The 25,321-nt window shown below is 62.3% G+C and carries 28 protein-coding genes; 23 read left to right on the top strand and 5 right to left on the bottom strand.

Going from position 1 to position 25,321, the window contains the following annotated elements; translation table 11 throughout:
- Positions 1-16 precede the first annotated feature (16 nt).
- Positions 17-421 (bottom strand): hypothetical protein, encoded by a 405-nt coding sequence (locus ACWGCN_RS31440; protein WP_379314741.1) that lies wholly within the window; start codon positions 419-421, stop codon positions 17-19.
- A 364-nt stretch (positions 422-785) separates the two neighbouring features.
- Here ACWGCN_RS31440 and ACWGCN_RS31435 point away from each other — a divergent pair, with 364 nt between their 5' ends.
- Together ACWGCN_RS31435 and ACWGCN_RS31430 are read left to right on the top strand one after the other, a co-directional pair.
- Positions 786-989: a transposase gene (locus ACWGCN_RS31435; protein ID WP_378989171.1), complete on the top strand. Its 204-nt coding sequence runs from the start codon at positions 786-788 to the stop codon at positions 987-989.
- 53 nt (positions 990-1,042) lie between these two features.
- A complete protein-coding gene (locus tag ACWGCN_RS31430) occupies positions 1,043-2,014 on the top strand; it encodes a DUF6301 family protein (RefSeq protein WP_449966354.1) in 972 nt (323 codons plus the stop codon).
- Positions 2,015-2,162: 148 nt separating this feature from the next.
- Here the strand turns inward: ACWGCN_RS31430 and ACWGCN_RS31425 are convergent, their stop codons facing one another.
- Together ACWGCN_RS31425 and ACWGCN_RS31420 are read right to left on the bottom strand one after the other, a co-directional pair.
- Positions 2,163-2,402: a transposase gene (locus tag ACWGCN_RS31425; RefSeq protein ID WP_378989529.1), complete on the bottom strand. Its 240-nt coding sequence runs from the start codon at positions 2,400-2,402 to the stop codon at positions 2,163-2,165.
- Positions 2,403-2,445: 43 nt separating this feature from the next.
- Positions 2,446-2,943, bottom strand: a complete 498-nt coding sequence (locus tag ACWGCN_RS31420) for a transposase (protein ID WP_452460012.1) — start codon at positions 2,941-2,943, stop codon at positions 2,446-2,448.
- A 549-nt stretch (positions 2,944-3,492) separates the two neighbouring features.
- On the opposite strand from ACWGCN_RS31420, the gene ACWGCN_RS31415 reads away from it, so the two are divergent.
- The 19 genes from ACWGCN_RS31415 (at position 3,493) to ACWGCN_RS31325 (ending at position 21,990) form a co-directional block, all read left to right on the top strand.
- Positions 3,493-5,640: a hypothetical protein gene (locus tag ACWGCN_RS31415; RefSeq protein ID WP_452460011.1), complete on the top strand. Its 2,148-nt coding sequence runs from the start codon at positions 3,493-3,495 to the stop codon at positions 5,638-5,640.
- Between the two features lie 114 nt (positions 5,641-5,754).
- On the top strand, positions 5,755-7,191 hold the full coding sequence (locus ACWGCN_RS31410; protein ID WP_452460010.1) for a hypothetical protein: 1,437 nt from the start codon (positions 5,755-5,757) through the stop codon (positions 7,189-7,191).
- Positions 7,178-8,812, top strand: a complete 1,635-nt coding sequence (locus ACWGCN_RS31405; protein WP_452460009.1) for a hypothetical protein — start codon at positions 7,178-7,180, stop codon at positions 8,810-8,812. The genes ACWGCN_RS31410 and ACWGCN_RS31405 overlap by 14 nt, the downstream gene beginning before the upstream one ends.
- Before the next feature lie 31 nt (positions 8,813-8,843).
- Complete coding sequence (locus ACWGCN_RS31400) at positions 8,844-10,268, top strand: hypothetical protein (protein ID WP_452460008.1); 1,425 nt, start codon at positions 8,844-8,846, stop codon at positions 10,266-10,268.
- A 51-nt stretch (positions 10,269-10,319) separates the two neighbouring features.
- Complete coding sequence (locus ACWGCN_RS31395) at positions 10,320-10,631, top strand: hypothetical protein (protein ID WP_452460007.1); 312 nt, start codon at positions 10,320-10,322, stop codon at positions 10,629-10,631.
- 70 nt (positions 10,632-10,701) lie between these two features.
- The gene (locus ACWGCN_RS31390) at positions 10,702-11,178 is read left to right on the top strand and encodes a hypothetical protein (RefSeq protein WP_452529156.1); all 477 of its coding nucleotides are present in this window, start codon (positions 10,702-10,704) and stop codon (positions 11,176-11,178) included.
- 396 nt (positions 11,179-11,574) lie between these two features.
- Positions 11,575-12,012 (top strand): hypothetical protein, encoded by a 438-nt coding sequence (locus ACWGCN_RS31385; protein ID WP_452460005.1) that lies wholly within the window; start codon positions 11,575-11,577, stop codon positions 12,010-12,012.
- A gap of 190 nt (positions 12,013-12,202) precedes the next feature.
- Positions 12,203-13,903, top strand: a complete 1,701-nt coding sequence (locus ACWGCN_RS31380; RefSeq protein ID WP_452459641.1) for a hypothetical protein — start codon at positions 12,203-12,205, stop codon at positions 13,901-13,903.
- A 34-nt stretch (positions 13,904-13,937) separates the two neighbouring features.
- Entirely contained in the window at positions 13,938-14,327 is a 390-nt protein-coding gene (locus ACWGCN_RS31375) for a hypothetical protein (RefSeq protein WP_379296074.1), read from the top strand.
- Between the two features lie 50 nt (positions 14,328-14,377).
- Positions 14,378-15,274, top strand: coding sequence for a phage tail protein (locus ACWGCN_RS31370; protein ID WP_452459640.1), 897 nt, complete (start codon positions 14,378-14,380; stop codon positions 15,272-15,274).
- On the top strand, positions 15,271-16,944 hold the full coding sequence (locus tag ACWGCN_RS31365) for a Gp37-like protein (RefSeq protein WP_452459642.1): 1,674 nt from the start codon (positions 15,271-15,273) through the stop codon (positions 16,942-16,944). The genes ACWGCN_RS31370 and ACWGCN_RS31365 overlap by 4 nt, the downstream gene beginning before the upstream one ends.
- 14 nt (positions 16,945-16,958) lie before the next feature.
- Positions 16,959-17,366: a phage gene 29 protein family protein gene (locus ACWGCN_RS31360; protein WP_379315208.1), complete on the top strand. Its 408-nt coding sequence runs from the start codon at positions 16,959-16,961 to the stop codon at positions 17,364-17,366.
- On the top strand, positions 17,353-18,603 hold the full coding sequence (locus tag ACWGCN_RS31355) for a glycine-rich domain-containing protein (protein WP_449966323.1): 1,251 nt from the start codon (positions 17,353-17,355) through the stop codon (positions 18,601-18,603). Before ACWGCN_RS31360 ends, ACWGCN_RS31355 begins: the two co-directional genes overlap by 14 nt.
- Positions 18,603-19,202 (top strand): hypothetical protein, encoded by a 600-nt coding sequence (locus ACWGCN_RS31350; RefSeq protein ID WP_452459639.1) that lies wholly within the window; start codon positions 18,603-18,605, stop codon positions 19,200-19,202. Before ACWGCN_RS31355 ends, ACWGCN_RS31350 begins: the two co-directional genes overlap by 1 nt.
- Positions 19,203-19,217: 15 nt before the next feature.
- Positions 19,218-19,493 (top strand): hypothetical protein, encoded by a 276-nt coding sequence (locus ACWGCN_RS31345; protein ID WP_452459638.1) that lies wholly within the window; start codon positions 19,218-19,220, stop codon positions 19,491-19,493.
- The gene (locus tag ACWGCN_RS31340; protein ID WP_364714266.1) at positions 19,490-19,825 is read left to right on the top strand and encodes an LtfC-like domain-containing protein; all 336 of its coding nucleotides are present in this window, start codon (positions 19,490-19,492) and stop codon (positions 19,823-19,825) included. Before ACWGCN_RS31345 ends, ACWGCN_RS31340 begins: the two co-directional genes overlap by 4 nt.
- Positions 19,826-19,911: 86 nt before the next feature.
- Positions 19,912-20,274, top strand: coding sequence for a phage tail fiber protein (locus ACWGCN_RS31335; protein ID WP_378989152.1), 363 nt, complete (start codon positions 19,912-19,914; stop codon positions 20,272-20,274).
- 13 nt (positions 20,275-20,287) lie between these two features.
- Positions 20,288-21,484 carry a hypothetical protein gene (locus ACWGCN_RS31330; protein WP_378989151.1) on the top strand — a complete coding sequence of 399 codons (1,197 nt, stop codon included), beginning with the start codon at positions 20,288-20,290 and terminating at the stop codon, positions 21,482-21,484.
- A gap of 116 nt (positions 21,485-21,600) precedes the next feature.
- Complete coding sequence (locus tag ACWGCN_RS31325) at positions 21,601-21,990, top strand: hypothetical protein (RefSeq protein ID WP_452529154.1); 390 nt, start codon at positions 21,601-21,603, stop codon at positions 21,988-21,990.
- A 119-nt stretch (positions 21,991-22,109) separates the two neighbouring features.
- Here ACWGCN_RS31325 and ACWGCN_RS31320 read toward each other — a convergent pair whose 3' ends face one another.
- Positions 22,110-22,691, bottom strand: a complete 582-nt coding sequence (locus ACWGCN_RS31320; protein WP_449966310.1) for a cysteine hydrolase family protein — start codon at positions 22,689-22,691, stop codon at positions 22,110-22,112.
- Positions 22,692-22,765: 74 nt separating this feature from the next.
- Between ACWGCN_RS31320 and ACWGCN_RS31315 the strand changes: the two genes are divergently transcribed.
- Positions 22,766-23,740 carry a GlxA family transcriptional regulator gene (locus ACWGCN_RS31315; protein WP_387446156.1) on the top strand — a complete coding sequence of 325 codons (975 nt, stop codon included), beginning with the start codon at positions 22,766-22,768 and terminating at the stop codon, positions 23,738-23,740.
- Between the two features lie 275 nt (positions 23,741-24,015).
- Positions 24,016-24,279: a hypothetical protein gene (locus tag ACWGCN_RS31310; protein ID WP_194829395.1), complete on the top strand. Its 264-nt coding sequence runs from the start codon at positions 24,016-24,018 to the stop codon at positions 24,277-24,279.
- Positions 24,280-24,333: 54 nt separating this feature from the next.
- Here ACWGCN_RS31310 and ACWGCN_RS31305 read toward each other — a convergent pair whose 3' ends face one another.
- The gene (locus ACWGCN_RS31305; protein WP_378989147.1) at positions 24,334-25,047 is read right to left on the bottom strand and encodes a helix-turn-helix domain-containing protein; all 714 of its coding nucleotides are present in this window, start codon (positions 25,045-25,047) and stop codon (positions 24,334-24,336) included.
- Between the last annotated feature and the right edge of the window lie 274 nt (positions 25,048-25,321).

Raw genomic sequence — 25,321 nt, 5'->3', positions numbered from 1 at the left:
CCGCGCCAGCGGTCGATCAGAACGCCCCGCCGGAGAAGCACTTGACGACCGGCGGCTGACCGCTGGCGTCCGCGTCCGGCATCGGAGCGCTGCTGCCGGTACTGCCACCGACCACCCCGCCGATGATCGCGCCGGGAAATGCTCCGATAGCCGAACCTGCGACAAACCCGCCGATGGCGCCCAGGCCCATGCCGATCAAGCCGTTCGTGGTGATGTTCTGGCAGTAGGCCCGTTGCTCGGGCGTCAGCGCGATCGGTGCAGCCTGAACCGGGCTGCTGGTGACTGCGCTGCGATCGAATCCAGGTGCCGGCGCGGCGTGCGCAGTACTGGCGAACGCCGCTGTTGCCGCGATCGCAAGACAGGTCGCGGCAATAAACTTCTTCAATTTTCTCGAACTCCCAGAGAGATAGCCATCAAACATTTTGTCTCCCAAAACATCTCAGCCTTGAGAGCACACGAAGCTTAAGCTGATACGGCCGCGCCGACACAACAACGTCGATCAATTGTGGGGCTCATCACGTTTACTGTGAATTATCCTCGCTACCAGCCAGTTTCGTTGTGATGCTGATGATTCAGTCGAGCGATCGTCCACGCGACCCCTGGCTGATTCCATGATGTGAGGTCGCGGCGCGGGCCACGCCAGCGCAAACCCGCGAAGTTGCACGCGGACAGTGCCTACGACATCGCCGAGTTGCGCCGCTGGGTCGCCGACCCGCAGTATCGGAGTCCGTTTCGCCCGCAGGTGAATCGAGCGTAGTGACCGCCTCGGCCGACACTGGTGGGTCGTGGAACGCACCTTCTCCTGGCTGACCGGCTACCACCGGCGCACCCTGCACTACGACCGCAAAGCCGAACACTTCTTCGGATTCCTGACCCTCGCCGCCGCGCTCACCTGCTTCAAGAAGCTAGCTAAGCCCGATCAGCGACATGAGACGCGATCTAAGGCTCCTGGTGAAGATCATCAGGCACCGAGCCAACGCGCTGAATGACCCTCAATTCTGATGTCGCCAACGCTGCCCTTCACAGGAAGTAGTATCCAATCATGCAAGTTGACGTCGCCGGTGCCATCCGTGTCGCTCGCCTAGCTGTAGATTTTGGCTGGAGCTGGACAACGGAAGATGTGCATCGCTTTTGCGATACCGCTGGCTGGCAACTGGAGCCTTTCGGCTATGACAGTGCTGACCTACGGACCAACCTCGGAACGGCGCAACCCATAGGCCGCGTCTATCGCGATCTTGAATTCTTCGAAGACGAAGGTCTTCCCGAGCAGGAAATCACGCAGATTTTGGTGCGTGTGGCTGATGATGGACCCCGTCACGCTAGTCCCGAATCGCGGGCGGACCTGTCGGATCTTTTCGCCGAACTTGCTGATGGATTCACTGGGCATTTAGGGGATCCAGCAAGGCGGTTTTCTGGCGGCACTCCAATGATAGCTTGGGAGAGGCCGGACGTTGTCATTGTTTTGCGCGCCGTGACGGAATCGATTTCGCTAAGAATTATCAATCCCATCTACCAGGCTTCTGCAAAACAATTAAGACGTGGTAGTGATGGTGAGAAGCTAGAACAACCGGTGCGGACGGTTCGCCCTTCCCAGGATAATTGGCTTGATTTCTCCACTGCATTGGCTTCGACGCTTGTTCGCATGGCTAGCGGTGGAAAGCTTCTGTTAGGTGTGCCTGAAGGGCGCGGTGCGCTTTTTTCGATGGGCTGGTTTGATTTGGAGTGCCAAATTGCTCTTGGCGAAGATTTGGCGGTGGCGAAAACAAATTTTGTCCAGCAGCGAATGAATATGACTGAGCAAGGGTGGGAGTCTCCACCTGGCACGAGTTGGTTTCGGTCAATTCGATGGCCGTCGAAATACCAAGAATATGAGTCGATGTCTGATCACGCGATAGATGCCCTTCGAGCGGTGCTTCAGGTGGCTCATCCCCATGATCTTGAAATCAGCGCCTGGCAGGAGTCGCTAGATTCTCCAAGTTCAGTTCCTGACATTACGGCATTTCGCGGCAACTGACGCAGACAATTCCAATTTCTCGTTTGTGTCAGATTGTCAATTGATCTGGCGGAGCGGTTCTCGTCGGCGTCGCGCTCGATTCCAGTAACTTCCTGGGAGATTACGCTCTGCTGGGGAATTCCCCGCTAACGACTATTAGGAGCGTGTTTCATGTGGCGGTCCGTGCCTTGGCAAGATTCTTGTAGCAGGTCAGCGTTGCTGCCAGCGTAAGGAACCCGCAGTAGTGAGTGTCCTTGCGGTCGTAGCGAATCGAGAGCCGGTGATAACCGCCGAGCCGGGCGATGGTGTGTTCGATGACCCACCGGGTTCGGCCAAGGTTTTGGCCGGACTCGATTCCTTTGCGGGCGATACGGACACCGATTCTCCGATCACGCACCCAGCTCCGCAACTTGCGGTGGCCATAGGCCTTGTCCGCGTGCAACTTTCCCGGTTCACGCCGGCGTGGACCACGCCGCGGGGATTGTGCGTACCAACGGTCGAAGGGCCTCGGCGTCGGGGGTGTTCGCGGCCGATACCGCGACCGTGATGGGTATGCCCGAACGGTCGGATAGGACGTGCAGTTTCGAGCCCGACTTGCCTCTATCGACCGGATTCGCCCCGGCTATCGGGCCTCCCTTTGCTTCGAACCTGACGCACCGTCGACCACGACGCGCGACCAGTCGAGCAACCCCTGACTGCCGAGCTCGTCGAGCACGGCGCACTGTAGTCGTCGCCATAGGCCCGCTTCGGTCCATTTCGTGAACCGGCGATGGCAGCATCCGCCACGCACATCCGCTGGTCAGCACGTACACGACTGCGGTGAACGCGGCCCGCTCGTCAGTCGGTGCGGTCCCGCCGCCCTGGCGGCGCGGTGAGAACGCCGGTGACAACGGCTCGACCAGGTCCCACAGCTCATCGGGGACCAACCGTAACGACAATTTGTCAGTCACGACCGAACATCATGCACCACAGCCGATTACAGTCAGGCCGCGACTACCCGGCTACGACGTGAGACATCCTCTAGGTGTTGTGTGCTGTGCTCGCAGATTTGATCTGCCGAGACTCTTGGACACGCAGTTGGGCCGGTAATTGCCGAAGCATCGGTTATGCGGTGGATCCCTACCGTGGGGAGCCGAGAAAGGCGCGCGATTATGCCAGCCCGGCGTTCAGATTGCGCCTTTCACCTTCGGGGTGAGACGCACGTCCCTATACCGCACACCCAATTTGGGTGAATTGCGCAATGTGATTCATAGCGCACCGCATTTGGACAAATATTGCCCGTAATTCAGTATGTAAACTATTTGCTTGTCTCGCATTCCCGCGAGACAGTGCCTGAATCGCGAATAATTGCTGACTCAAGGTATCGAGTGCATCCGCAAATAGTTCGTCGGTTTGAATGCGACGCTGCGAGCTGATCAGTTCTGGAACCTGTACAGGTCATGCGTAGGGGTCGTTGACACGGGCTTCGACTGCCTGCAATGACGGTAACGAGGCGATTCATGAATAATCCTAAACAAGATTTTCCTAGGCCAAAAAAGGCCGATAAGATCACACCTGTTGACAGAAAGGCCAACAAGGGTGATCCGGAAGAATTTGAACTCGATCCCGAGGAGGAGGAGCGGCTAAACCAGCAGATTCAAAAGAACGACAGGCGTGCAAGTGTCGCGAATAGCGAAGAGAGGCAAGACGCCCTCGCTTCCAGAGCTGGTGAGCTCAATATAAAATGGGATGCCCTGAAGGGCGTGAAGGAAAATGGAAAGGTTGATGACAAAGGCTATAGAAATACGCTTCGCGATGCGCTGATTAGGGCGCACCGGGCAGACGGCAGCACTCCGCCCGAGAACCAGGAGTTGAAGCGTTCCTGGAGAGGTAAAGATCGAGATTGGATCGCCGACACCCTCGATCTTGACGAGAATGATGGTCCAAATGTGGCAGCCGTCAAAAAATATGGACGTTCTTTCCTTAAAAACAGGGATGATAAAAATGCCAGGGCGACGGGAGGCGATCTCGTTGGTACGAGGATTGCGGAACTCTATCTTGAGAAGCTGATAAAAGATGCTGGTGGCGGCGCAATTGTTGCCACTGGCGCTCGCGGGAATGAGACCTTGGACGTTGTTGCCGTCGTTGGGACCGCAGCTACGGGCTACAAACTTGTCGTTATTGAAGCAAAAGCTGGCTCCAGTCAACTTCAACGGGCCAATGTTCACGATGACCGGGGAAGGTGGTACAAGGTCTGGCAAGGTACCCGTATCTACTTACGTTTCAAGCTTCGTCGGGATCAAGAGCTTCTACATAACCTCAAAACGAAGAATAATGGAGAGTTTAAGCATCTCTACGATGCGCTAGTTGGTGGGAAATCTGTTCCTCTCGAATATAGGCTTCTGGAGGCGCGGTATAACGACGATCGAACATTGGCGACGCCCAGCGTGTCACGATTTAATATCGGTACGAGGCTTTCCCTGATCAAGCGACCTGCCTCGATATATGCAGCGCCCAAAGGACGTCCTCGTAGTGGTGGCGGTCGTTCGCGTACGGGGGCCGTCGTTGGCGTCGTTGGCGTCGCTGGAGCGGCAGTGGCTCTGCATGCGGCTGCTTCGTTCGTCGCCCCATCTCCAGCTAACGCTGCACCCGTGGCTACCCCTCCTGAACGGACGTCATTCGAGCCGTCGACAGATTCTTTGACGGCGTTTTCTGAAATATACGTAAGTGGTTCAGTTGAAGACTCTGTCGACAATGTGATCGTCGCTGGATTGAAGGCAAGTATTGGCGAATTGTCGCGGATGGCAACGTCGTTTACCAATTATGTTCAGAGTGGTTTGAACGAGTTGGTGACAATGGTCGGGGCCGCTGTTTCGGTCGTGTCCGGTTTTGTTTCTGACGTTGTTGATTCGGTCGGAGCGCAGGCGATTATCGATAAGATTTCCGATGACTGGGCATTTGCGCAAGAGCTGTTGAATATTGCGATGTTGTTTTCGCCGGTGGGTACGGTGGCTGCGGCTATTTCGGCTGCAGTGCCGATTATTCAGTTGATCGTTGAGCATTGGGATCAGATTCGGGCCGCGTTCGATTGGGTGTTGAAGAATGTTTTGACGCCGGTGGCTGAGTACTTCATGACGGCGTTCAAGGTTTATATGACGCCGTACCGCGCGGCTTTCAACGCGGTGATGGCTGGGTTCAATGGGATGGGTGGGGTTGTCGGTACCGCAGTTGGGACGGTGCGGTCGACGGTCGTGGGAATTGTGAAGGCGATCGGCCAGATTTTCCAGCGGCTCGAGGTCAAGATCCCAGCCGTGGGGTCATTCGGGTTGAAGAGTGTCGGTGACGTGATGGTTGCTTGGGCTTCCGAGCGGATGGCCGACGGCGGCCTGGTGGGTGGGCGACGTGGGTCCGCGCCGCGTAGGACATCCGGTATCGAGGTGATGGCCGTGATTGATCGGTCGGTGCTGCGTGCCGCCCAGGCTGAGGATCGCAAGATCGGGTACGTGTATCGGCCGCCGTTCCTGCACGACGGTGCGTTGCCTCGCACGGATAGCGGGCCTGGTCCGCGCACATTTGATGTCCGGGTCGCTGATGTCGATGCGGCGTTCGCGCAGATTCGAATGTTGCAGGCCGTGCAGGATGCGCGGTTCAGTCCGGTTGGCGTGTAGCCGGGTGATGGCTATTCGGCTGACTCGGTATTGACAGTAGACGTCGGTAATTCACAAGAGATCGGAAGGTTGGAAACGATGAGTGATCCGAAACCGGAGGGTGTTCCGGACCCGTTGGCCGGCTTCGACATCGAGATCCATCCGGTCTCTTTGGACGGGCTCAACGATTCAACGGATCAGAGGCCGAAAAAGGCGGACAATACCAAGGAGCCGAGCAAGAGCAGGAGTCCTTGGCGTCGGCCTTCCGCGTCCAGACCCGCTCGGCAGCAGAAGAATCCGCCCAAGGTCGATGATCACCCCAAGGGCACAAGCCCCACGGCTCGGCCGCCGAAGAAGCCGATTCAGCCGCGTGAGAGCGGCAAGCGAGAGCGTGGCGCTGCGCCGAAGTCGCCACGCGGAGGTGGTCCGGGCGCGAACCCGCCCGGTGTCGACCGGAAGCAGCCGGCCAAGAGCCAGAAACCGGCATCCGCGAGACCGGAAAGGCCTGCGGCGCCGCCGAATAGGAGCAAGCCGGTTGACCTGGCGAAACGTCCGCCTGCTAAAACTCCGGCGGCTGGTAAGCCAGGAAGCCCGAAGGGAAGCAAACCCAAGGGCGGCAAGGTCGACACCAAAGGGCTCAAGGATGAGGCGACCGCCCTCAAGAACCTCGGCGGCGCGTTCAAGGACAACCTCGCGGCCATCAAGGATCACACGGGCGCCGGCAAGAAGATGGTCGGCAAGGTAGGCGGCGTCGCCAAGAACCTGAAGAAGTTGACCGGCGCGATTCGCACCGCGTCAACTGTGCAGAAGATCATCGGTGGGGCGTCCAAGCTGTGGTCGGTGGCGCAGACCGCGTTGAACCTGGTGTGGAACGCGTCGCCGGTCGGCTGGTTCACCCTCGCCCTGGGCGCCGCGATTCTCGCGATCACGCTCATCGTCGAGCACTGGGACGAGATCAAGGCGGCGTTCAGTGTCGTCAAGGAGAAGGTGCTCGATCCGGTCGGTAGATTCTTCCAGGACCAGTTCGGCGAGGTCCTGAAACCGTTCACCCACATCAGTACGGCCGTCTCCGGCGCGTTCAAGGCGTTGTGTTCGACCGTGGGTGGGGTGTTCCAGAAGATGGTTCACTACATCGCCGTGGTCGTCGGCAAGGTCGCCGATCTCCTCGGCAAGTTTCGGTGGTTCCCAGGCGTGGACGGCATCGCCGACGCCATGTCCCAGTGGGCGCAGGCGCATATGGCAGACGGTGGTCTTGTCGGTGCGAGCCGTGCCAAGGCACCGGCCGGCTCGACCGATGAGGTCGTCGTTGACGCCGGGAGCCCGAAGCGGACGGTGATGGCCGCGGTCGACAGTGATCACCTGCGGGTAGCCGGCACCGATACCGGCCGGTCAGCGCTGACCAAGAGTCCGCATATCGCCCCACTGCGCGGCGTGCGGCGGAGCGGCGCGACAGTTCGCGCGATCGACCATTCGACCACCATCGCGCTGAACCGAGGGAACGACACCAGTTACGCGCGGTCGCGCGCCGTGCACGCGCAACGCGCGCTCACCTACGCGGGTGGGTCGCGCTAGCCCAACCTTTCAGACACCTCAGGGAGTGGTTAGAACGATGAGCAGTAAAGGCGACGCGCAGTTCGACGCCGCATTGCGCGCGGCGCTGGCCGCGAGCGATCCACTCGATGCCGTCGACAAGAGCAGGGGTGGCGCGGCCAAGGCCGATGCGCGGGGTTCGGGGGAGTCCTCGAAAGCTGACGGGGCGCACGACCACCCGAAGGTCAGTTCGAGGGCCGAACAGCCTTCTGGCGCAGCGCAATATGAGAAAGAGCACCGCCCGGCTCCGGTCGAACCACCCAGGGGTGCGCGACCAACGACCTCACCGCCGAGCCGGTCGGTCAAGCCGCGCAGGCCATCGAGGTCGCAGGGCAGACCTCGGGGCGGGCTCGGCTCGAAGGTGCGCGGCGGCGCCGGCCTGGCCGGTGGTCTGGCGATGGGCGCGCTGGCATCGGGAGTTGACTGGCGCCAGGCCGTCGCCGACCCGAAAGCCGCGCTGAGCGGGCTCGGTAGCGCCGCCCTCGCCCAGGGCAAGGACTATCTCGCCGGAATGGCTGATCCGGCGAATCTGTCGGACGCCGTCTCGCAGGTCAGGGACACGGCGGGTGGGGCGAGGGATAAAGCGTCGCCGGGCAAGTCGAATGACGCCAAACCGATCACCGATGAGACAAAGGCGCTCAAGGATCGAACCTCAGCGCTGCGCGGCGACGTCAAGAACCTCGGCACGCACGCGGCGACCAGCCAGAAGATGACCGAGAACGTCGACAAATCGTCGAAGGGTTTCGACGATCTCGCCAAGGCGCACAAGGACTCAGCGGGTGCCCAGAAGAATGTCGAAGCCGCGTCGAACAAGTGGGACAAGTCCCAGGGCAAGCTCAACAAGGCTGTCGGCAAATCGGTGATCGGCAAGATCGTCGCGGCGATCGAGGTCGCGATTGTCGTGATCGGGCTGCTCATCGAGCATTGGGACTCCGTGAAGAAGGCCTTCGACACGGTGAAGAAGAACGTGCTCGAGCCAGTCGGCGACTACTTCAAGAAGGTGTTCGCCGCGTGCCTCGCGCCGTTCACCACGGTGATCGACGAGGTGAAAGACGCGCTCGGCAGCTTGGGGAGCGGGATCGGTGGCCTGTTCGCCGGGGTGGTCAACCAGGTGGCGGACATCGTCGCCGTGATCGGCTCGGTGGTCGCCAAGATCGAGTTCAGTCTTCCCGGTTGGCTCGGTGGCGCGACGCTCAGCCTGGCTGGGCTCGGAGGGGCGATGACGTCGTGGGCGGCGTCGGCACGGATGGCCGATGGCGGCGTGGTGCGGGGGCCAGGTGGTCCGCGCGAGGACCGGGTGCCGGTGCTGGCGTCCAACGGCGAGTTCGTGGTCAACGCCGCGGCGACGGCGCGCTACGGGCCGCTGTTGGAATCGATCAACAAAGACACCCTCAATATCGGCGGTCGGGATGCGCAAGTTGTTGCCTCGCTAGGCCGTTCGCGTGTCAAACCGGCGCAGGCGCTGCCCGATGTGGCGACCACACACCGATTCGATCGGTCAACCACGATCAACCTCACGACGACCCAGCACGACGGCGCCTACCTGCGCGCGAAAGCCGTGGCCGCGCAGCGAGATATCACCTACGAGGCCGGACGGCGGTAGCCCACGGCGACGCATGACCAAGGAGTAGACGATGGACCGATCCCTGCCCGAAGACGACCTCGACGTGGACGAAGAAGAACTCGACGATCTCGATCCCGAGGAAGACGAACTCGATGACGACGGCGACGCCGCGGCCGAAGACGAAGAGGGTGTGGCGGCGGCTGGTGGCGTCGCCGGTGCCGCGGCGCTTGCCGCAACGGCACCGATGGGTATGCGGGCGCGTCAACAGCAGTCTCCCGGGGGCGCGGCCAAGTCGACGGCCACACCTGCTCAGCCGGGTGGGAAACCGCGTGCCGCGCGTCCGGCACCGGGGGTCAAACGGCCCGGCGGAAAACAGCCGGCCGGAGCCGGCAAACCGCAAGCCCCGAAGAAGCCGCTCGGCAAGGGTGGCCCCGCGGATAAAGGTAATGGTCAGGGTGACGATGCCAAGGCGATAGCGACCGCGCAGCAGGAACTCGACGCCGCGCAAAAGGCCAGCGATGCCCTCGAGACCCCCCACACCACGGCGACGAAGAAGCTGGTCGACTCGGCGAAGGCCGCCGCGACCGGCATGTCTCCACTCGCGGCCGCGGTCAAGCACTCGAGCGGCGAGCACAAGAACGCCGCGAAGGACCACGGCGAGCACGAGAAGCAGCAAGGCGAGCTGGACAAGGCCCTGAGCGAGGGCGGTCTCGGCATGATCATGAAGATCGTCGACGACCTCAAGCCATGGATCGACAAGATCATGAACTGGCTGAACAAGCTCAAAGACGCACTGGTCAAGGCGTTCGAGAAGGCGCTCAAACCGGTCATCAACTTCTTCGAGAAGGTATGGAGCCAAACGGTTGTCCCGGCGTTCAAGAAGACCGTGCAGGTGGTCTCGGGAGCGTTCAACTCGGTTGGCGATATCGTCGGCAAGGTCTTCAACGCCCTGAAGAAGGCGTGCGCGACCGTACTCAAAGCCGTCGGCGAGGTACTGAAGAAGCTCGACTTCACCATTCCCAGTTGGGTTCCCGTCGTCGGCGGAAACAGCCTCGGCCTGGCCAAGATCGGCGACACCCTGATCGAGTGGTCGACCAAGATGCGCGATGGTGGTCTGGTCCGTGGACCGGGCGGACCGCGCGAGGACGCGGTCCCGGTGCTGATGTCCAACGGCGAGTTCGTCGTCAACGCGGCTGCCACCGCCAAGCACCGCAGTGTGCTCGAGGCGATCAACAACGAATCCAGGTCGACCACCGGGTCCGGCTACGCGGCCACCGCGCGCTCATTGCCGGCGACCGCAGGCGCCCAAGCCCGGGCACTGGCCCTCGCCGACCGCCCTCAACTGGCGATCGTCAGCCCGATCGCGCCGAGCGGCGATCGCCTCGACCGCTCCCTCTCGGTCAACATCAGCGCGCCGACGTCCGGTCACGCGCATACGCACGACACCGCGCTGGCAGCCCGAAAGGCATTGACCTACGCCGCGGTTCGGCGTTGATATCCTTGGTGCGAGCTCAGGATCGCGACGACTCTGGAATTAAGGATTGATATGGAGTTCAAGGCGCTCTGCAACATGGTGCAGGCTTCATATTTTGATGGCGTCGAACGAATTCGCCGACTTCCTACGGAGTCGTATATTCCGACGAAATGCTACAGCGAGGTTCTCGACGCCTACATTGCTGACGGATGGCGTGTCGTATACGGATACGATGGTCCTGATGCGGGTATCGATTACAACCGCACCCACCTGAAGCGCGGAAAGAGCATTCTTAGATTCAGCTGGTGGCCCTATGAAGGAGGTCGAGTGGCCGGCTCCAAGAGTGATATCGAGGAGATTTCCCGGTATATTCGCGACCGCTGAGTCAGTCGCTGTGGGTACGTTGGGCCGTCGGCCCTCTCAACTAGTTCGGGAGTCGTTTCAGTTGGAGAACATGCAGCTTGCCGCTGGGTTGGCCGGAGAGATGGTTGCTCATGCGGTGCAGTGGGTTTCGGAAGGATCGGCGGGTCCGTTCCTGGCCTACCTGGGCAAGGGCGACACCCGAGTGACGTTGATCGATCTGGCGCAGGACGGCCCCGAGTCGCCGCTGGATTACGGTCGTGGGCTCATGATCGTCAGGTCTGCTGCTCGGGCTGTCATCGTGTACGACGGAACCATCTCCAACGATGAGGGCGGTCACTACGATGCGCTGATCGGGGAGGTCTACGAATTCGAGCACTGCGAGGGCGCTTTCGACGTCCTGGTGCCCTACCGCCCGCGTAGTGAGTCGCAGAGTTTCGGTGTTTACGGACTCATCCTCGAGGACCCAGCAAGCGAGCCGGTCGACGAAGAAATTCTCGACGCGTTCCTCGACGGAACCCGCAGGGATGCCGATGTCGGGAAGTTCTGGCGTCAACACCAATTGCGGTAGCGGTCGGCGTGCGGCCCGTGCCGCAACCTATGAGGTGAGGAACTGGGATGGGCAGCTGATATTCCGGATGATCCGTTCTCGATGAAGGGCGTGACGCACACTGAGCAGGCTGCGATGGCGAGGTTTTCGTCGGCTGAGGCTGTGCTCGAGCCGGAGAACGCAACGGTGGCTGATCGGTTCCACCAGCGATGGTGAACAGTTCGATGCCCTGATCGGCGAGGTCCACGAATTCCAGTATGGCGAAAGTGCTTTCGATGTACTCGTGCCGCAACATGATATGAGAGTAGTGACAGATAGGGGGCCGGCGTGGGTCGCGTTCGCAAGGTAAGTAGGGCCAGGCTTCGGCAGCGTGAGAAGGACCAAGGCGTCCCAGAGTGGTTGGAGTGGTTGGTCGGAATGGATGCAGCGCTTGAGACCTTCTTTGCTGTGGATGTCCCGGATATGTCTGTTGAGCCGTTTACCGCGGCTGGGCTGGACCATGCTGAGCGGGCGCTGGTGGACAGGTTTTCCTCTGTTGAGCCGTTGCTTGCAGTCGATAATGCCGGAGTCGTTGACCGTTTTCAACGATTCCTTGGGGAGACATTTATTAGAAGCGGTCTCGGAGGCCACTGGAAAAATGTTCGTATCACCGACGACGACACGGATGTCGTTTTCCGCCGTCGGGGATTCGAACCGGTAGTTTGTCACCCGTTCACTCCTGCCTTTCTTGATGTGGGGTCGCTCGTGCTGGGGGCAGTGGAAGCCCGAACCTTTCACGAATGGTCGTGGGTCTACGGCAATTGTGTTGTGGATTACGGGAACTGGGTGGCTGAAGGACGGCCAAGTATTTCCTGACCGGCTCCTCTGATTTTAACTGAATATATTTTCGAGTAGAACCTCTAAAACAGATAGCCCATCGATGCCAGGCATCGATGGGCTATCTGTTTCTAGGTCCGAGACAAATTCAGGACGGCGATGTGCGCCAGTTTGGATCGGGCGTACCAATTCTTCCGGCGCCCCGGACTGTGAAATGGAGTGCGTACACATGAGTGACGGTAAGGCGTGGCTGGATGAAGATCCAGAAGACGGCCATGAACTATCTGCGACCCAGGAATCGAAATATCAGGACTATCTCAGGAAGGAAAATCCATCCGAGGGGGTCCATAGGGATAGGCGTTCATGGCTGCGTAAGAATCTTTCGTTCCGTTATGCCACGCGTTATGGTGATGACTATCGAGACGGATTGGCGATCACTCGTGGCTGGACCGCCGATAATGGCTGGGAGATTGAACAGCGCGTATCCGCAGGAACGAGCGACCGATACTATGACGCCGGTAATCGGAGAAAACCTTCAGTCGGCCGTGAAATCAAGTACGGAAAGGTCGGCCGTGGTCGTACGCTAGGTGGGCGAAGTCAACTCGCTAAGGACGAGCATGTGGTTAAACTCGGTCGCCGGGTCAACTGGCATGTTTCCGATATTTCGAAGGTGGATAAAAAGGTACTCGCCAAGCTACGCGAACTAGAGAAGAAGTACCCAGGAAGATTCACCGTTGAGCAGGTTGGTACGGCTGAGACCGAGCTTGCTTTGGCTATCGGCAAGGAAATGCGTGAACATCGTGCCGGAAATGGTAGACCATTACCGTCATATTATGCCGCGCAGCGTGAACTTGCAGAGAGGCACGCAGGCAGTATCGCAAAACTGGGCGGGAAAAATTTGGGTGCTGCCAATCGTCATACGATGGACGGTGGAAAGAGTCTTGTAGCCGAGGTCAAGGCGAGAACAAAAGCGCTCAGAGGTAAGGAATCGGCTCTCAAAGAGAGCATGAAGGCACTCCGGGATCATGCCACCGCTCACGCGAAAATGGTCGGGGGATGGGCGAAGGCGCCTAAGGGGCTCACGAATCTGACCAAGGCGATGAAGAATTCATCGACCGCGCAGAAGAATGTGCAAGGTGCCACCAAGTCGTGGATCGGCGCCCACGGCAAGATCAACGCTTCGATGATGAAGTCCCCGTTGGGCATGATCGCGCTGGGGATTACGGCGCTGATCGGCGTGGTGACGCTGATCATCGGTAATTGGGGCACGATCGAGAAAGTTTTCGAGGCCGTGCGTAAGAACACGCTCGAACCGGTGGGCAAATTCTTCCAGGACGTCTTCGCCTCGGCGACCGCTGGGCTGAGCAACGTGACGAAGGGTATCTCGGACTCGTTCAGCGGCTTGGGCTCGGGGGTCGAAGGCGTGTTCAAGACGGTGATCCACTATGTCGCGGTCGTCGTGAACGCGATCGGGTCGGTGCTCGAGCGCCTCAATATTCCGCTGCCGGACTGGCTCGGCGGCGGCAGCATCGGATACGGGTTCATCGGTGACGCGATGGTCGAATGGGCTGCGGCGCATATGGCCACCGGTGGTGTCGTGCGTGGTCCGGGTGGTCCGCGCGATGACCAGGTGCCGATTATGGCGTCCAACGGTGAGTTCGTGGTGAATGCCGCGTCTACCAGTCGGCATATCGCCTTGCTGGAAGCGATCAATAGTGACTCGCTCACCATCGGTGGTCGGGACGCGCAGGTGATCGCGGTACGGCAAGGCGCCTTCGCGGTCCCGTCCCGGGCGCTGCCGCACGTGGTCAACCGGCATCACTTCGATCACTCGACCACGGTCAACCTCACGACCAATCACCTCGACAGCGCGCATGTTCGCGCGACAACACTCGCGGCACAACGCGAAGTCGCCGCGTCGTGGGCGTAGCAGCGATGTCGCGACAACAGAGAACGGAAAACACATGATCTATTCGGCAATCCTGCCCGCGCAGGCCGCCGGCGGTGCCGACGTGATCGGCGTCGCCGGGGTGTACAGGTCGGCCTTCTATAGCGGCGACACCGTCACCGACGTAACTCTCGTGGCACCAGCCGGATTCGTCACTGTGACGGGCGCGGCGACCAACAACGCCACCTTCACAGTTCGGCACTTGCGGTCGGGAGTCGTGCAGCAGAGCTTCGCCTCGATCACGCTCACCGCCGGCACCAACCTGGCCGCCGAGATGCCGTTGACCGTGCCGATCACGGTCGCGCCGGTGCTCCAGGCCGATGACGTGATCGACGTGCGAATGCACCAGAACGGAACCGGGCTCGCGGTCGGCGCGGGCGTCATCGCGGCCGTCTATGTCAGCTGACGGCGCAACCACATTCATTGCAGCACAAGGGAAAGAGTTGAGGTGAACCAGTGGGGACTAGTCCTGCGCTGATAACGATCACCGGCGTCGATGGCTCGACGTGGACGATCAGTGGACAAGGTCGCGGCCGGGAAGGCGTCGACCTCGGGACCGCGCCGAGCGGCCTCTACGACGCGCCGGTCACGACGATCTGGAACCAGACCGCGTTCCAGAACGGCGCGACCTACGGCGGATACAGCACCAACCGACGCGAAGTGGTCTTCGGCGTCAACATCTTCGAAATCACCGGTCGCTCGTGGGAATCCGTGGACAGTGCCTGGCGCAAAGCCTGGGCCTACGACGCGGATTCGATCATGACGGTGACCACCGGCTACGGCTCGCGCTCGCTCGCGCTGCGGATGTCGCAGCAGCCCGACTTCAAACCGAACAAGGACCCGCACCTGAACCTGTGGGGTCAGGTCACTATGACCTGCACCGCAGGCCTGCCGTGGTGGGTGGAGGAACCCGCGACGAGCACCTGGGTCTCGACCATCAACACGACTAACGGCACGACCCAATCCGGCACGGTGACCGTCGCCAATCCGACCGATCAGCCGATGTACCTGCAATGGGTGTGCTCGGCGCCGGGACGCTGGACCTTGCCCGACTTCTCCTTCGGCAACAACTACCACAACCGCGCCGAAGAGGACGCGGATCGTGTTGTGGTGCTACCGAACACGGTCGTGGGTCAGGATCTGGTCGTCGACACCGACCCGGCGCGTGAAACTCTCGTCGCGGCCGACCGATCGCAGATGTGGGCGCTCATGGGTGGCCGTGGATTCGAGTACATGATCCCGCCCTACACGCCGGCAACCGTTGTGCCGGTGAAGGTGACCGGCGCGCCAGCGGGCGCCTCGGTCATGGCCGTGCAACCGCGCAGCTGGTCGCGGCCCTGGGGGCTGCAATGACAACGGTGAACGACCTGCCTGTTATCTACAAGAACGCGCTGAAAGACAAGGCGCAGCGTGAGGTGTTACGAACCAAACCGCCGCTCATTCGGTTCTGGGATGGCGACTGGCAGCTGCGCGGAACCTGCGCGGGCGAGATCAGCGCCAATTTCACCTGGATGCTGAATGAATCCGGGACCGGCGTCATCGTGCTGCCCTACGAGCATCATCTTTCGCAGTGGGCGATCTCGCGCACGCGGACCACCCAGAACATCCACATCACCGTTGACAAGGATGGCGCGCGCTGGGACGGCCGTCTGTCGAAAGCCGTTGTCAAACAAGACGAATACGGCGTCACCACGGTCGAGATGTCGTTTCTGCACTCCTATGAGGAGCTCAAGCACATCTGCGTCTGGGCTAACCCGCTGCTCCCTGCCGCCCTGCAGATTCCGCAGCACTTCATCCTGGCTGGGCCATCGGCCTCCTCGTTGAAGCTCGCTCTGTTTTTGAACGTGCTGCGGCTGGAAACCTCATTGTGGGCGCTGCCGGACAACCCGCTCGATGCGTCCGAGTGGTTCAACCTGGATATGTCCAACTGGTCGATCGTGGTGAAACCCCATGATCTGCTGACGGATTCGTCGGTGTGGACGTTGCTCAACTCCCGGTTCAAGATGTTCCACGACCTGGCGAAGGACACCCTGGCCACCGCGCAGTTGATGGTCACCACCCGGCGGTGGCTGGTCGGTGATCCGCCACCGTGGCCGGGGGCGAATCTGCGCAACGGCGCGCTGGTGGTCGACATTGTCGACAAGAGTGGATTCACCACTGGCACGAGCGAGGGCGGCAGCGTCCTGGACGGGCTGGTCTACACCGCTCAGGTGTACACCGAGGATTACCTCGGCACGACGCGGAATGTCCTGCCCGATCCCAATGCCGAGGAGTACCAGCAGCCGGGCTGGTTGGGAACGTTGTCGAAGGCGCCATGGGTGATCTTCCGACCTGACCGGAACACGGGTGTGCAGACGTCGTCGTTCACGATCACGCCGTTCACCGATGTGCAGATCCTCACGGGTGGGCATTCGCCGGAGCAGGTGAACGCCGGCGTGAAGCAGGCCATCACCTCGGCAGGTCAGCTCGCGGGCGGTTTGCTGCAGATCGCCACAGCGGGTCTGGGCGACTGGTCGGCGATCGGCGGTCAACTTGCCGAGACCTGGCTGTATCCCGGGTTCAAGGACACGTTGCTCGCCTGGGTTTCCTACAAGGATCCGATCCGCGCGGCGCAGGCCGGCTGGTCGCACTACTACGAGCATTTCCAGGACGGCGCGGACGACGCTTACAGCTTGAACTCGCTGACCGCGTTGAGCTCGGCGCTGTGGGCGACGAGGTCGTTCTACTCGCACGAACTCACCGTCGCTGATGGCCAGCCGTACTTCATCGGCGATCAGGGCCACGGCCACTTCTTCCTCGGTGATCGAGTGGGGGCCACCGTCCATGGCATGCCCCCGGACGAGATCTACATCGACCAGGTCACTCAGCTGGAACTGGCCTGGGCCCGCGACCAGACACCTGCCTGGCAAATCACCATCGGCACCAATCAGGAAGTCGAAGAGCCGCTGGTGAAGTCGATGCGCAAGATCGACGAAATCAAATCGACCATGCACGACCTCGGCGTGAAAATCAACTTCGACTAGAGACGGCGATTCCCATGTCAATTCCACAGCAGCACGAATGTGATCCGAACAATCCCGAAGAGGCCATTTCCTGGGCGTTCGTCGGTTTGCCCGGTCCGAAGAACGCCCCGATGATCGTTCATCCCATGGTACTCAAGCAGTGGTCGAAACATCTGTGGGACTTGGGGTTCCGGCATCACCCCGATGAGCAGACCAAGGAATACCACCCGCCGATCCGGGGCCACCACCATTGGCTCAACTCCGCGGGCACCTGGGTGGAGAAGGGGACACCGCAGCCCGCCCGGATCACCGCGCCCGATGTGGCGATGTTGACCCAGCAGGAGCGGGCCGACCTGGTCAGCCAGTTGCGTGAGCACGGCGACCTCAACCATCTGCTCACCCGATCCATCCAGGCGGAGGCGACCGAGCATGACCGCGCCTGACCGGAAGGTCCCAGACGGGGCTCAAGTCGTCGGCAGCTTCGGTGGACTCACCGACTCCCGTGACATCGCGTTCAGCGGCAATGAAACCCAGATCAGCAACTACAGCCAGCAAACCTTCCAGGCGATGACCAACGCCGCGGTCTCGAGCGTGGTGCGCAAGGCCGATGCCCAACTGGGTTCGTATGTCGGCGTGGCGATCGACCGCATGCTGGCCAATCTCTGCCGGGCGCTGGCCGGGGTCGAGGTGCTCGGCATCCATCCCTTGGCGTTCCTCAACGACTGGGCCACCCAGCTCGATGCGAAGGCCAGGGAGGCCTTGTCGGGCGTGGACTCGATTTCCAAAGGCATTACGGGCCCGATTACCGGAACGATTTCGGGAAATCCGGATGACGTTCTTCCTGCCATGACCCAGTTGCAGACACGATTTCAACAAATCCTGTTGCAGGGCAATGCCACTGTCATCACCGCCGACCAATATTACACGCCGACAAAGGGAATCCTCTCTCTCGACGTCATCTTGATCGGTGCCGGCGCCGGTGGTGGTGGCGGACGTTGGGACCTGAACGGGCCAGACCGAGGTGCCGGTGGTGGCGGTGGTGGCGGTGGTGAAGTGCACTACAACATCCCGGCGTCGCTGCTTCCTTCCGACGCCGAAAACAACTTCCTGCCGATCCCCATCACCGTCGGGGTCGCCGGAGTGGGCGGCCCGCCGGGCGGCTGGCACGGTTCGAACGGCACGAACACATCATTCGGTTCATGGCTGACGGCAGGCGGCGGCCTCGGCGGCCTCTGCCAGCGCGGGCACAGCGCCGGATCGGGTGGCAGGGGCGGAACCGGGATGATCCCCGGCGGCGATGGCGGGAAATGCGGCGCGAACGGGGTGGACGACCCCAACCCCGGTCCCGGCCGGGGCGGCAATTCGATCTCGTCGCATGATCTCCATGGCGGCGGGGGCGGCGGCGGAGGTGGTGCCGGTTACACCGGCGGATTGGGCCAATCCGGGGGACAGGGCGGGATCTCGCCTGGGGGCGCGGCGGGATATCCCGGGCAGTCTCCGTCGGCGGTCGTCTCGACCGGTGGTGGTGGCGGTGGCGGCGCGGTGACCGGCGCTGACTCGGGTGCTCCGGGTGCGTTTCCCGCAGGCGGTGGCGGTGGTGGCGGTGGCAACGTCGTCAGCGCCGGTAGCGGCGGAAACGGAGCCGCGGGGATCGTGTACTTGATCGAGCGGACGAGCTGATGTTCGTCGCCAACCTCCGCGTCTTCACGGCCTCGGAAACCTGGTATCCGCCGATGAACTTGTTCGCTGTCGAAGTCATCGCACGCGGTGGTGGTGGTGCGGGCAGCTCGACAGTAGGCGGCGGTGGCGGACAGGCGACGCAGACCTCCCGACGGATCCCGCTCGCGCTCCTGACCCAACCGGTGCCTGTTGTTGTCGGGGTCGCTGGCAGCAACGGCGGCGACGGAGGAACCTCGAGCTTCGGCCCCTGGCTGGCTGCGGTTGGCGGCAGCGGTGCGAACAGCGGCGGTGCCGGTGGGGGATTCGGTTTCCAGCGTGGCGGCAATGGTGGCGTGAGCGGTCAACCTGGTGAATCGGTGTCCGGTGGCGCGGTCAGCTTGCTGGCGGGTGGCGGCGGCGGTGCCGGATCCGGATCCACCGGTGGTGCGTCCGGATTGGTGCCCGCCGGTACCACCAATCCTCCCCTGTGGCAGGTGGGCCAGTCCGGCGGCGGCGGAAACTCCGGCGGCAGCGGCGGCTTCCCCGCCGGGGGTGGCGGGGCGGGCGCTGTCGGTGCGGCCGGACTGGTCACCGTCATCGAATATCTCTTCACCTATTGAACGGAATTGTGCGAAATGAACACAGCAACAGCAACTTCCATCGAAGCCACTGGTTTCGCCGGACCCGCACGGCACTACCAACTCTCAGAGCCTCTCGTGGGCAATCACCACGTGATCGTCTGGACGCAGAATGCGTTCGGCCGGCAGGCCGCCGAGGCGGTCATCGTGCCGGCGCGACCTGACGGTTCGGCAGTCACGATGACCAAACTGCCCGGCTCCTATATCCACCCTGACGCGACTCACGAAGGCGCCCTCTGGCTGGCCGGCTACGAAACAAAGGAAATGCCATGACATCACCGGTCGACCCCGGTTATCTGGGGTATCAGCCCACCGTCGAACCTCTCATCCTGACCACCGGCGCGAGCTTCGTGCAGACGATTCAGCCGTCGGGCGGTGCGGTATTTCCCACTGGCACCACCATTTCCATCGGGTTGACCGCACCGAGCGGTGTTCCGCTGGCCGCTTGGTCCGCGACCGTCACCCCGACCGCCGCCTCCTGGGCGGTATCCAGCGCCATCTGCGACGCGATTCCCGCGAATTCGCGGTACACGATGCTCGTGACCTATCCGACCACGCCCGCGACCACTTACGCGTGGTACGTGGGCTCGGTCATTCGGACATAGAGCATCCGCGTCGCTTGAAAAACGTTGAGATGCAATGTCATCTCAACGGCAAACTCACCCTCGAATATCTGAAATTAGGAGCTGTCATGGCTATCGCCGTTGCTACCACTCGCCAGGCTCTCGCCGACGCTTACAAGAACGTCGCGGGCTCGAACACTGTCTACATCAGCGTGCACATCGCCGATCCCGGCACCACTGGCGCCAACGAGGCGAGCGGCGGTTCGCCCGCCTACGCCCGCAAGCAGTCGGCCTGGACCTCCGGCACCGGTGGCGTGGTCACCGGGTCGCAGGTCACCATCGACCTTCCGGCCGGCTCGTACACCTACGTCGGTCTGTGGAAGACCCTCGCCGGTGGCCCCGCGGACTTCATCGACAAGGTCGCGATCAGCTCCACCACTCTGGGCGCCCAGGGCCAGCTGCTGATCACCCCCACTTTCACCCAGAGCTGACGGAGGGCGCCGCATGGCTACGCAACAACCGACGCGGGCCACCCTGCCGGCGCCGTCCACAGCCGCGGTGGGACTGCCCGGTGTCTCCGTCACCACATCGAGGGCGCCGGCGGTGCCGACGGTCGTTCTGCGCGCCGTTGTGCCGATCATCAAGCCGTACATCGTCGCCGGGTATGTCGGACATGGCGGCGTCGCCGCACATCTGGACAAGGTGCGAGCTCAGGTTTCGTTGTCTCCGACCGCGCTCGGTCAGGCCACCGCGGCCATCTCGCCTCGTTCCGAGGCTCTCGGCGCCGCAGGCGCTCTGGGAAAACTGGTCGCCAAGGTTGTGGTCAAATCGGGGAAGGTTCTGCTCGGGGCGGGTCTCACCGGGCTCGGTGGCTCCAGCGCGTCGCTCAACACGCACCTCCCCTTGGCCTTCCGAGCCGAAGGAACCGCAAGTACAGACCTGGTCGTGATCGGCAGCGCGGAAGCGTTGTTCGGTAGTGATGGTCGGTTCTCCGGTCTCAAACCGTTCGATCTCGCGTTCTCCGGCGGCGGCAGCCTGGGAGTCGAGGCGGCGGCAGCCGGGGCTGTGGTCGTGCCCGGCGACACTGCGGGAGAAGGCTGGTTATCGGTGTCGACGGGACAGCCGATCGCGCTCGGCGGCGGTGGGCAGCTCGCGGTATCTCAGGGCGCGCCCGTGGACACCACGGGTTCCGGTGGGCTGGTCGCGGTGACCAGTGCGAAGGCGGGCGTCGACATGGCGCATACCGGTATCGGGCAGCTGTCGATGGTCACGGTGCCGAGTTTCGCTCCCGCGGGGATGACCAAATCGACGCCGGCGTGGACGCAGATGGCCAATGACTGGTTGACGGTGGCCGGGTGGGCAGCCGATACCGGCACCTACCCCGGATCGACGGTCAATACCGACGGCATCGTCGCTCAGGCGGCGAAAGCCGCAGCGACGCTGGCAGCCTCGATCGTTTTCACCGCAGCGGGAGCGGTCACGGTCAATGTCACGTTGCGGCTGACAGTCAACGGAGTCGTTGTCGCGACAGGTACGGCGACGCCCGTTCCCGCCAGCACGTCGGCCACCGTGACTGTCTCGATGGTCCGTTCCATCGCGGCCGGCGATGTGGTCCGGGTCCAGGCAATGGGCAATCAGTTCTTGAATGTGTACAACCCGACAGCGCAGGTGAATTCGGCGTCGTACGTGCGGATCACCTGAGGCCGAGAGTTCTCGGTTGTCGGCCACATTGCTGGTGCTTCGGAAGACGAACTTCGCCGATCGGCCAGCGCCGGCGACATTCCGGCTGCTCTCATTCGACAGAAAGGAATCGAGCAATGTCGAAACTTGTTCGTATCGCAGTGAATTCCAATCCTGAATGGACGACCATTCGGGTGCCTCGGCAGGCTCGGCCGGTTAGGGCGCGGCGTGCCGGTGGCGTGGTCGTCGGCTGGCCGCCGGGCGCTGAACCTACTTCCGATGTCGTCGTTTACAGCACGTACTGGGAGGTTCCGAGTAACGCTCTGGCGGGTGAGGAGACCTATCTGATTCGTCGCGGTATTCTGCCCGACCAAGCGGCCGGCCACCCTGGTGAGCCGCCGAGCGACGAGGTGAGTGAATCCGGGATGTCCGGTGCCACCGCGTTTTTCGCGGAGGACTCCGAGTTCTTCTGGATCTATCGTGACCTGTTCCAGTCCGGTACCGGCTACCCGCCCAACCGCGTCTGACAGATCAGAATCGACAGTTTCGCGACGGAACTGGTGTGCACTGGAATCAGTGCTCGGCCCGCACCCCATGACCGGGGTGCGGGCCGTTTCGTCGTTTCCGCACCTGGAGTCGGGCGGGATCAAGAGCTGAGGTCGGTGGGGGTGGGGACGACGATGCCGTAGAGGTCGGTGATGGTGGCCAGGGCGCTGGTGTGGAGTTGAGCTGCGGGGATGTCGCCCAGGGGGCGGGTGGCGCAGGCGTTGGCGACCACGGTGGGGGTGTTGCCTCGGAGGAAGGCGCCTTCGGTGGTGAAGGTGACGCACATGTGGGTCATGAAGCCGGCGATGATGAGGTTGGTGTTGCCTGCGGCGTCGACCAATTCGGCGAGGTCGGTGTTCACGAAGGCGTTGGGGACGGATTTGACGACGGTGGGTTCGTTCGAGGTTGGGGACAGTTGGGGATGGATTCGGCCGATGTCGGTGGTGATGTCGTAGGGGGTGTCCTTGCCGCCGTCGTTGATGACGTGGATGACGGGGGTGCCCGCCGCCCTGGCCGCGGTGAGGAGTTCGGCGGCCGCGTCGAGGGCTTGCTTCCAGCCGGTCAATTCCATGACGCCCTGGGTGTAGGTGTTCTGGTAGTCGACCAGGACGAGGGTGGAGTTGGTCAGGGAGGCGGGGGTTTCGTCGAAGCCGTTGAGTGCGCGCAGGGTCGTGGAGGTCATGGGATCCACGGTATGGACGCCGCGAGATGTCGGCAATGTCATGTAACCTGCAGATTCGGACATGGAGGTGGTGGGTGGCTGAGCGGCTCGTGGTGATCGTGTTGTTCGATCGGGTGGATCTGCTCGACGTCACGGGGCCGCCGGAGGTGTTCTCGCTGTTGCAGCGGGAGATGGACGAACCGACGGGGTATCGGGTGGTGCTGGCCGCCGAGTCGATGGAGGCGGTGACCACCTCGGCGGGGGTGCGGATTCTGCCGGATGTGACGTTCGCCGAGCTGGGGCGGGTGGACACGGTGGTGGTGCCGGGGGCGGTGGAGACGGACAGTCATCGGCGGGTCAGCGCGGTGGTCGATCCGGGGGTGGTCGCGGCCGTGTCGCGGTTGGCCGAGGGTGCTCGGCGGGTGGCTTCGGTGTGCGTCGGTGCGCATATTCTGGCGGCTGCGGGGCTGCTCGACGGGAAGCGAGCGACCACGCATTGGTCGACCGCGCAGCAATTGGCCGCCGAGCATCCGGAGGTCGTCGTCGACGCGGACCCGATCTACATTCGCGACGAAAATGTCTGGACCGGAGCGGGACTCACCGCGTGCCTGGATCTCACGCTGGCCTTGGTGGCCGACGATTTCGGGGACGAATTGGCGTTGCGGGTTGCTCGCCAGCTGGTGATGTATCTGAAACGGCCGAGTGGGCAGAGTCAGTTCAGTGTGTCGCTCGAGCCGGTGTCGACCACGCGCCGGATCGAGGATCTGCGGCACTACATCGCGCGCAATATCGCGAAACCGCTCACGGTGACCGACCTCGCCGAGCAGGTCCATGTCAGTGAACGTCAGCTCACGCGCATCTTTCGCACCGAGCTCGGGATGACGCCCGCGGCCTATATCGAGTCGGCGCGGGTGGAAGTGGCGCGCCACCGGCTCGAGACGAGCGACGAAACGCTCCAACGGATCGCTGCCGCTTGCGGTTTCAACACCATCGACACGCTCGCTCGCGCTTTCCGTCGCCAGCTCGATACGACCCCCAACGAGTACCGCCGCCGATTTCGTATCGGGTGACTCACTATGATCTCTGTCGGGACGTTTGCCGGTGAGGATATGAGTAACAAGGGGTTTCGAGTATGGGAACGGGTATCGCGGAGGAATGGTCTACGGGCTCGGCTACGCCGGTGTTGTGGGGGTTGACGAACTTGATTCAGCTGGTGGCGGGCCTGTTGGCCTCCTGAGGATTTGTCTTGCCCCCCTTTCATCGGTCTTCTGGCGGGGGTTCCTTCGCTGTTAGACATCTTGTGCGGCGGAAATCCGCGGCAAATCTGAACAACGAGGGGTTCACAATGAGCAAGATTCGTGTCTTCGGTGTGGCTATGGCTGCGGCGGCGAGCATCGCCGTACTCGGTGCGGGTACGGCGTCGGCGGAAGAGCCCGCACCCAGCACCGGGTCGTCGGAGCAGCTGGCCGCGATCCTGGCCTCGCTGACCTCGGGGTCGGGCGAGGAAGCCGAAGACGTTGTCGAGGAAGAGGCCGAGACCGGGTCCGCCGACGGTCTCGCCGCGCTGCTGGAGCAGCTGACGTCCGGGTCGGGCGAGGCTGCCGAGTAACTCCCGAGGATTCGCGGGCCCCTGTCGCTGCGGCGATGGGGGCCTCGCTCTGTTTCACCGCACCGGGATCAGGCGGTACAGCCACCAGGGGCGGCTCGGGAACGCGGGGTCGTAGATGCGCAGCATCATGCGGCGCTCCAGGCCGGTGCTGCGTTCGCGCAGGCGCAGGTGGCGGCGCGCGATGTCCTGTGGGCGAACCTCGCTGGTCCAGATCGGATCCCAGTCGGGGGACTGACCGCACGATTCGGTGATGGCGGTGACGCGCTGGGTGGGGGCGAGGGGGGCGAGCATGCGGAAGGCGTGGACCAGGAGCTGGGCTTCGGTGGTCCAGTCGAGGTAGACCTTCTTCGCCACGGGGTTGAGGAACATCCACTCGAGCACGTTCACGCCGGCGCCGAGACCGGGGAAGAGGCGCTGATAGTCGGAGTTCGCGGCGAGCATGTCCATGGTGGGGAAGCGCGTGAGGCAGGCGGGGTGAGTGAGGCTGGCGAGGTCGGCGAGGTCTTCGGCCGACGGAGCGGTAGGGGCTGCGCCGGATTCGACGGCAGGTAATCCGAGAACCAGGATGGGCTTGCGATACCAGAGTGGCACGTCCAGGCCGTCGAAAAGTCGTTGCAGCATGGCGGGATTCGGGACGAGGGTCCCGGATTCGATCTGGCTGATCAGGAGTGGTGCGAGCTGTGTGCGGTGGGCGAGCTCGGTCCGCGCGAGTCCCGCGGCCAGCCGTCGTTCGCGCAAATACACACTGAGCGCCGTGCTTTCAGCCATCCCAACCCCCGAGCCTCACCCCGACCGACGGTAGATCCCAGGGTACGCCGGGTGGGTCGCCGGACGGCGGTGAACCGGCGTCCGAAGAAGCTGTTCGGTGGCGCGTCCGCCGAGCGCGTCCGCCCGCTGTGTCCGGGTGCTCACCGCGTCGAAAGCGGATTGAGCGGGCATGTTCGCTCGGCGTTCATCTCGTCAAGGTTGTACGTAACCAGCCCGTGATAGGAATGGCCGACCCACTTCGAAGGAGATTTTTCATGGATGGCCTGATGTACTT

This window comes from Nocardia sp. NPDC055050 (assembly GCF_053608345.1).
This window is presented reverse-complemented; position numbering and strand designations above follow the sequence as displayed.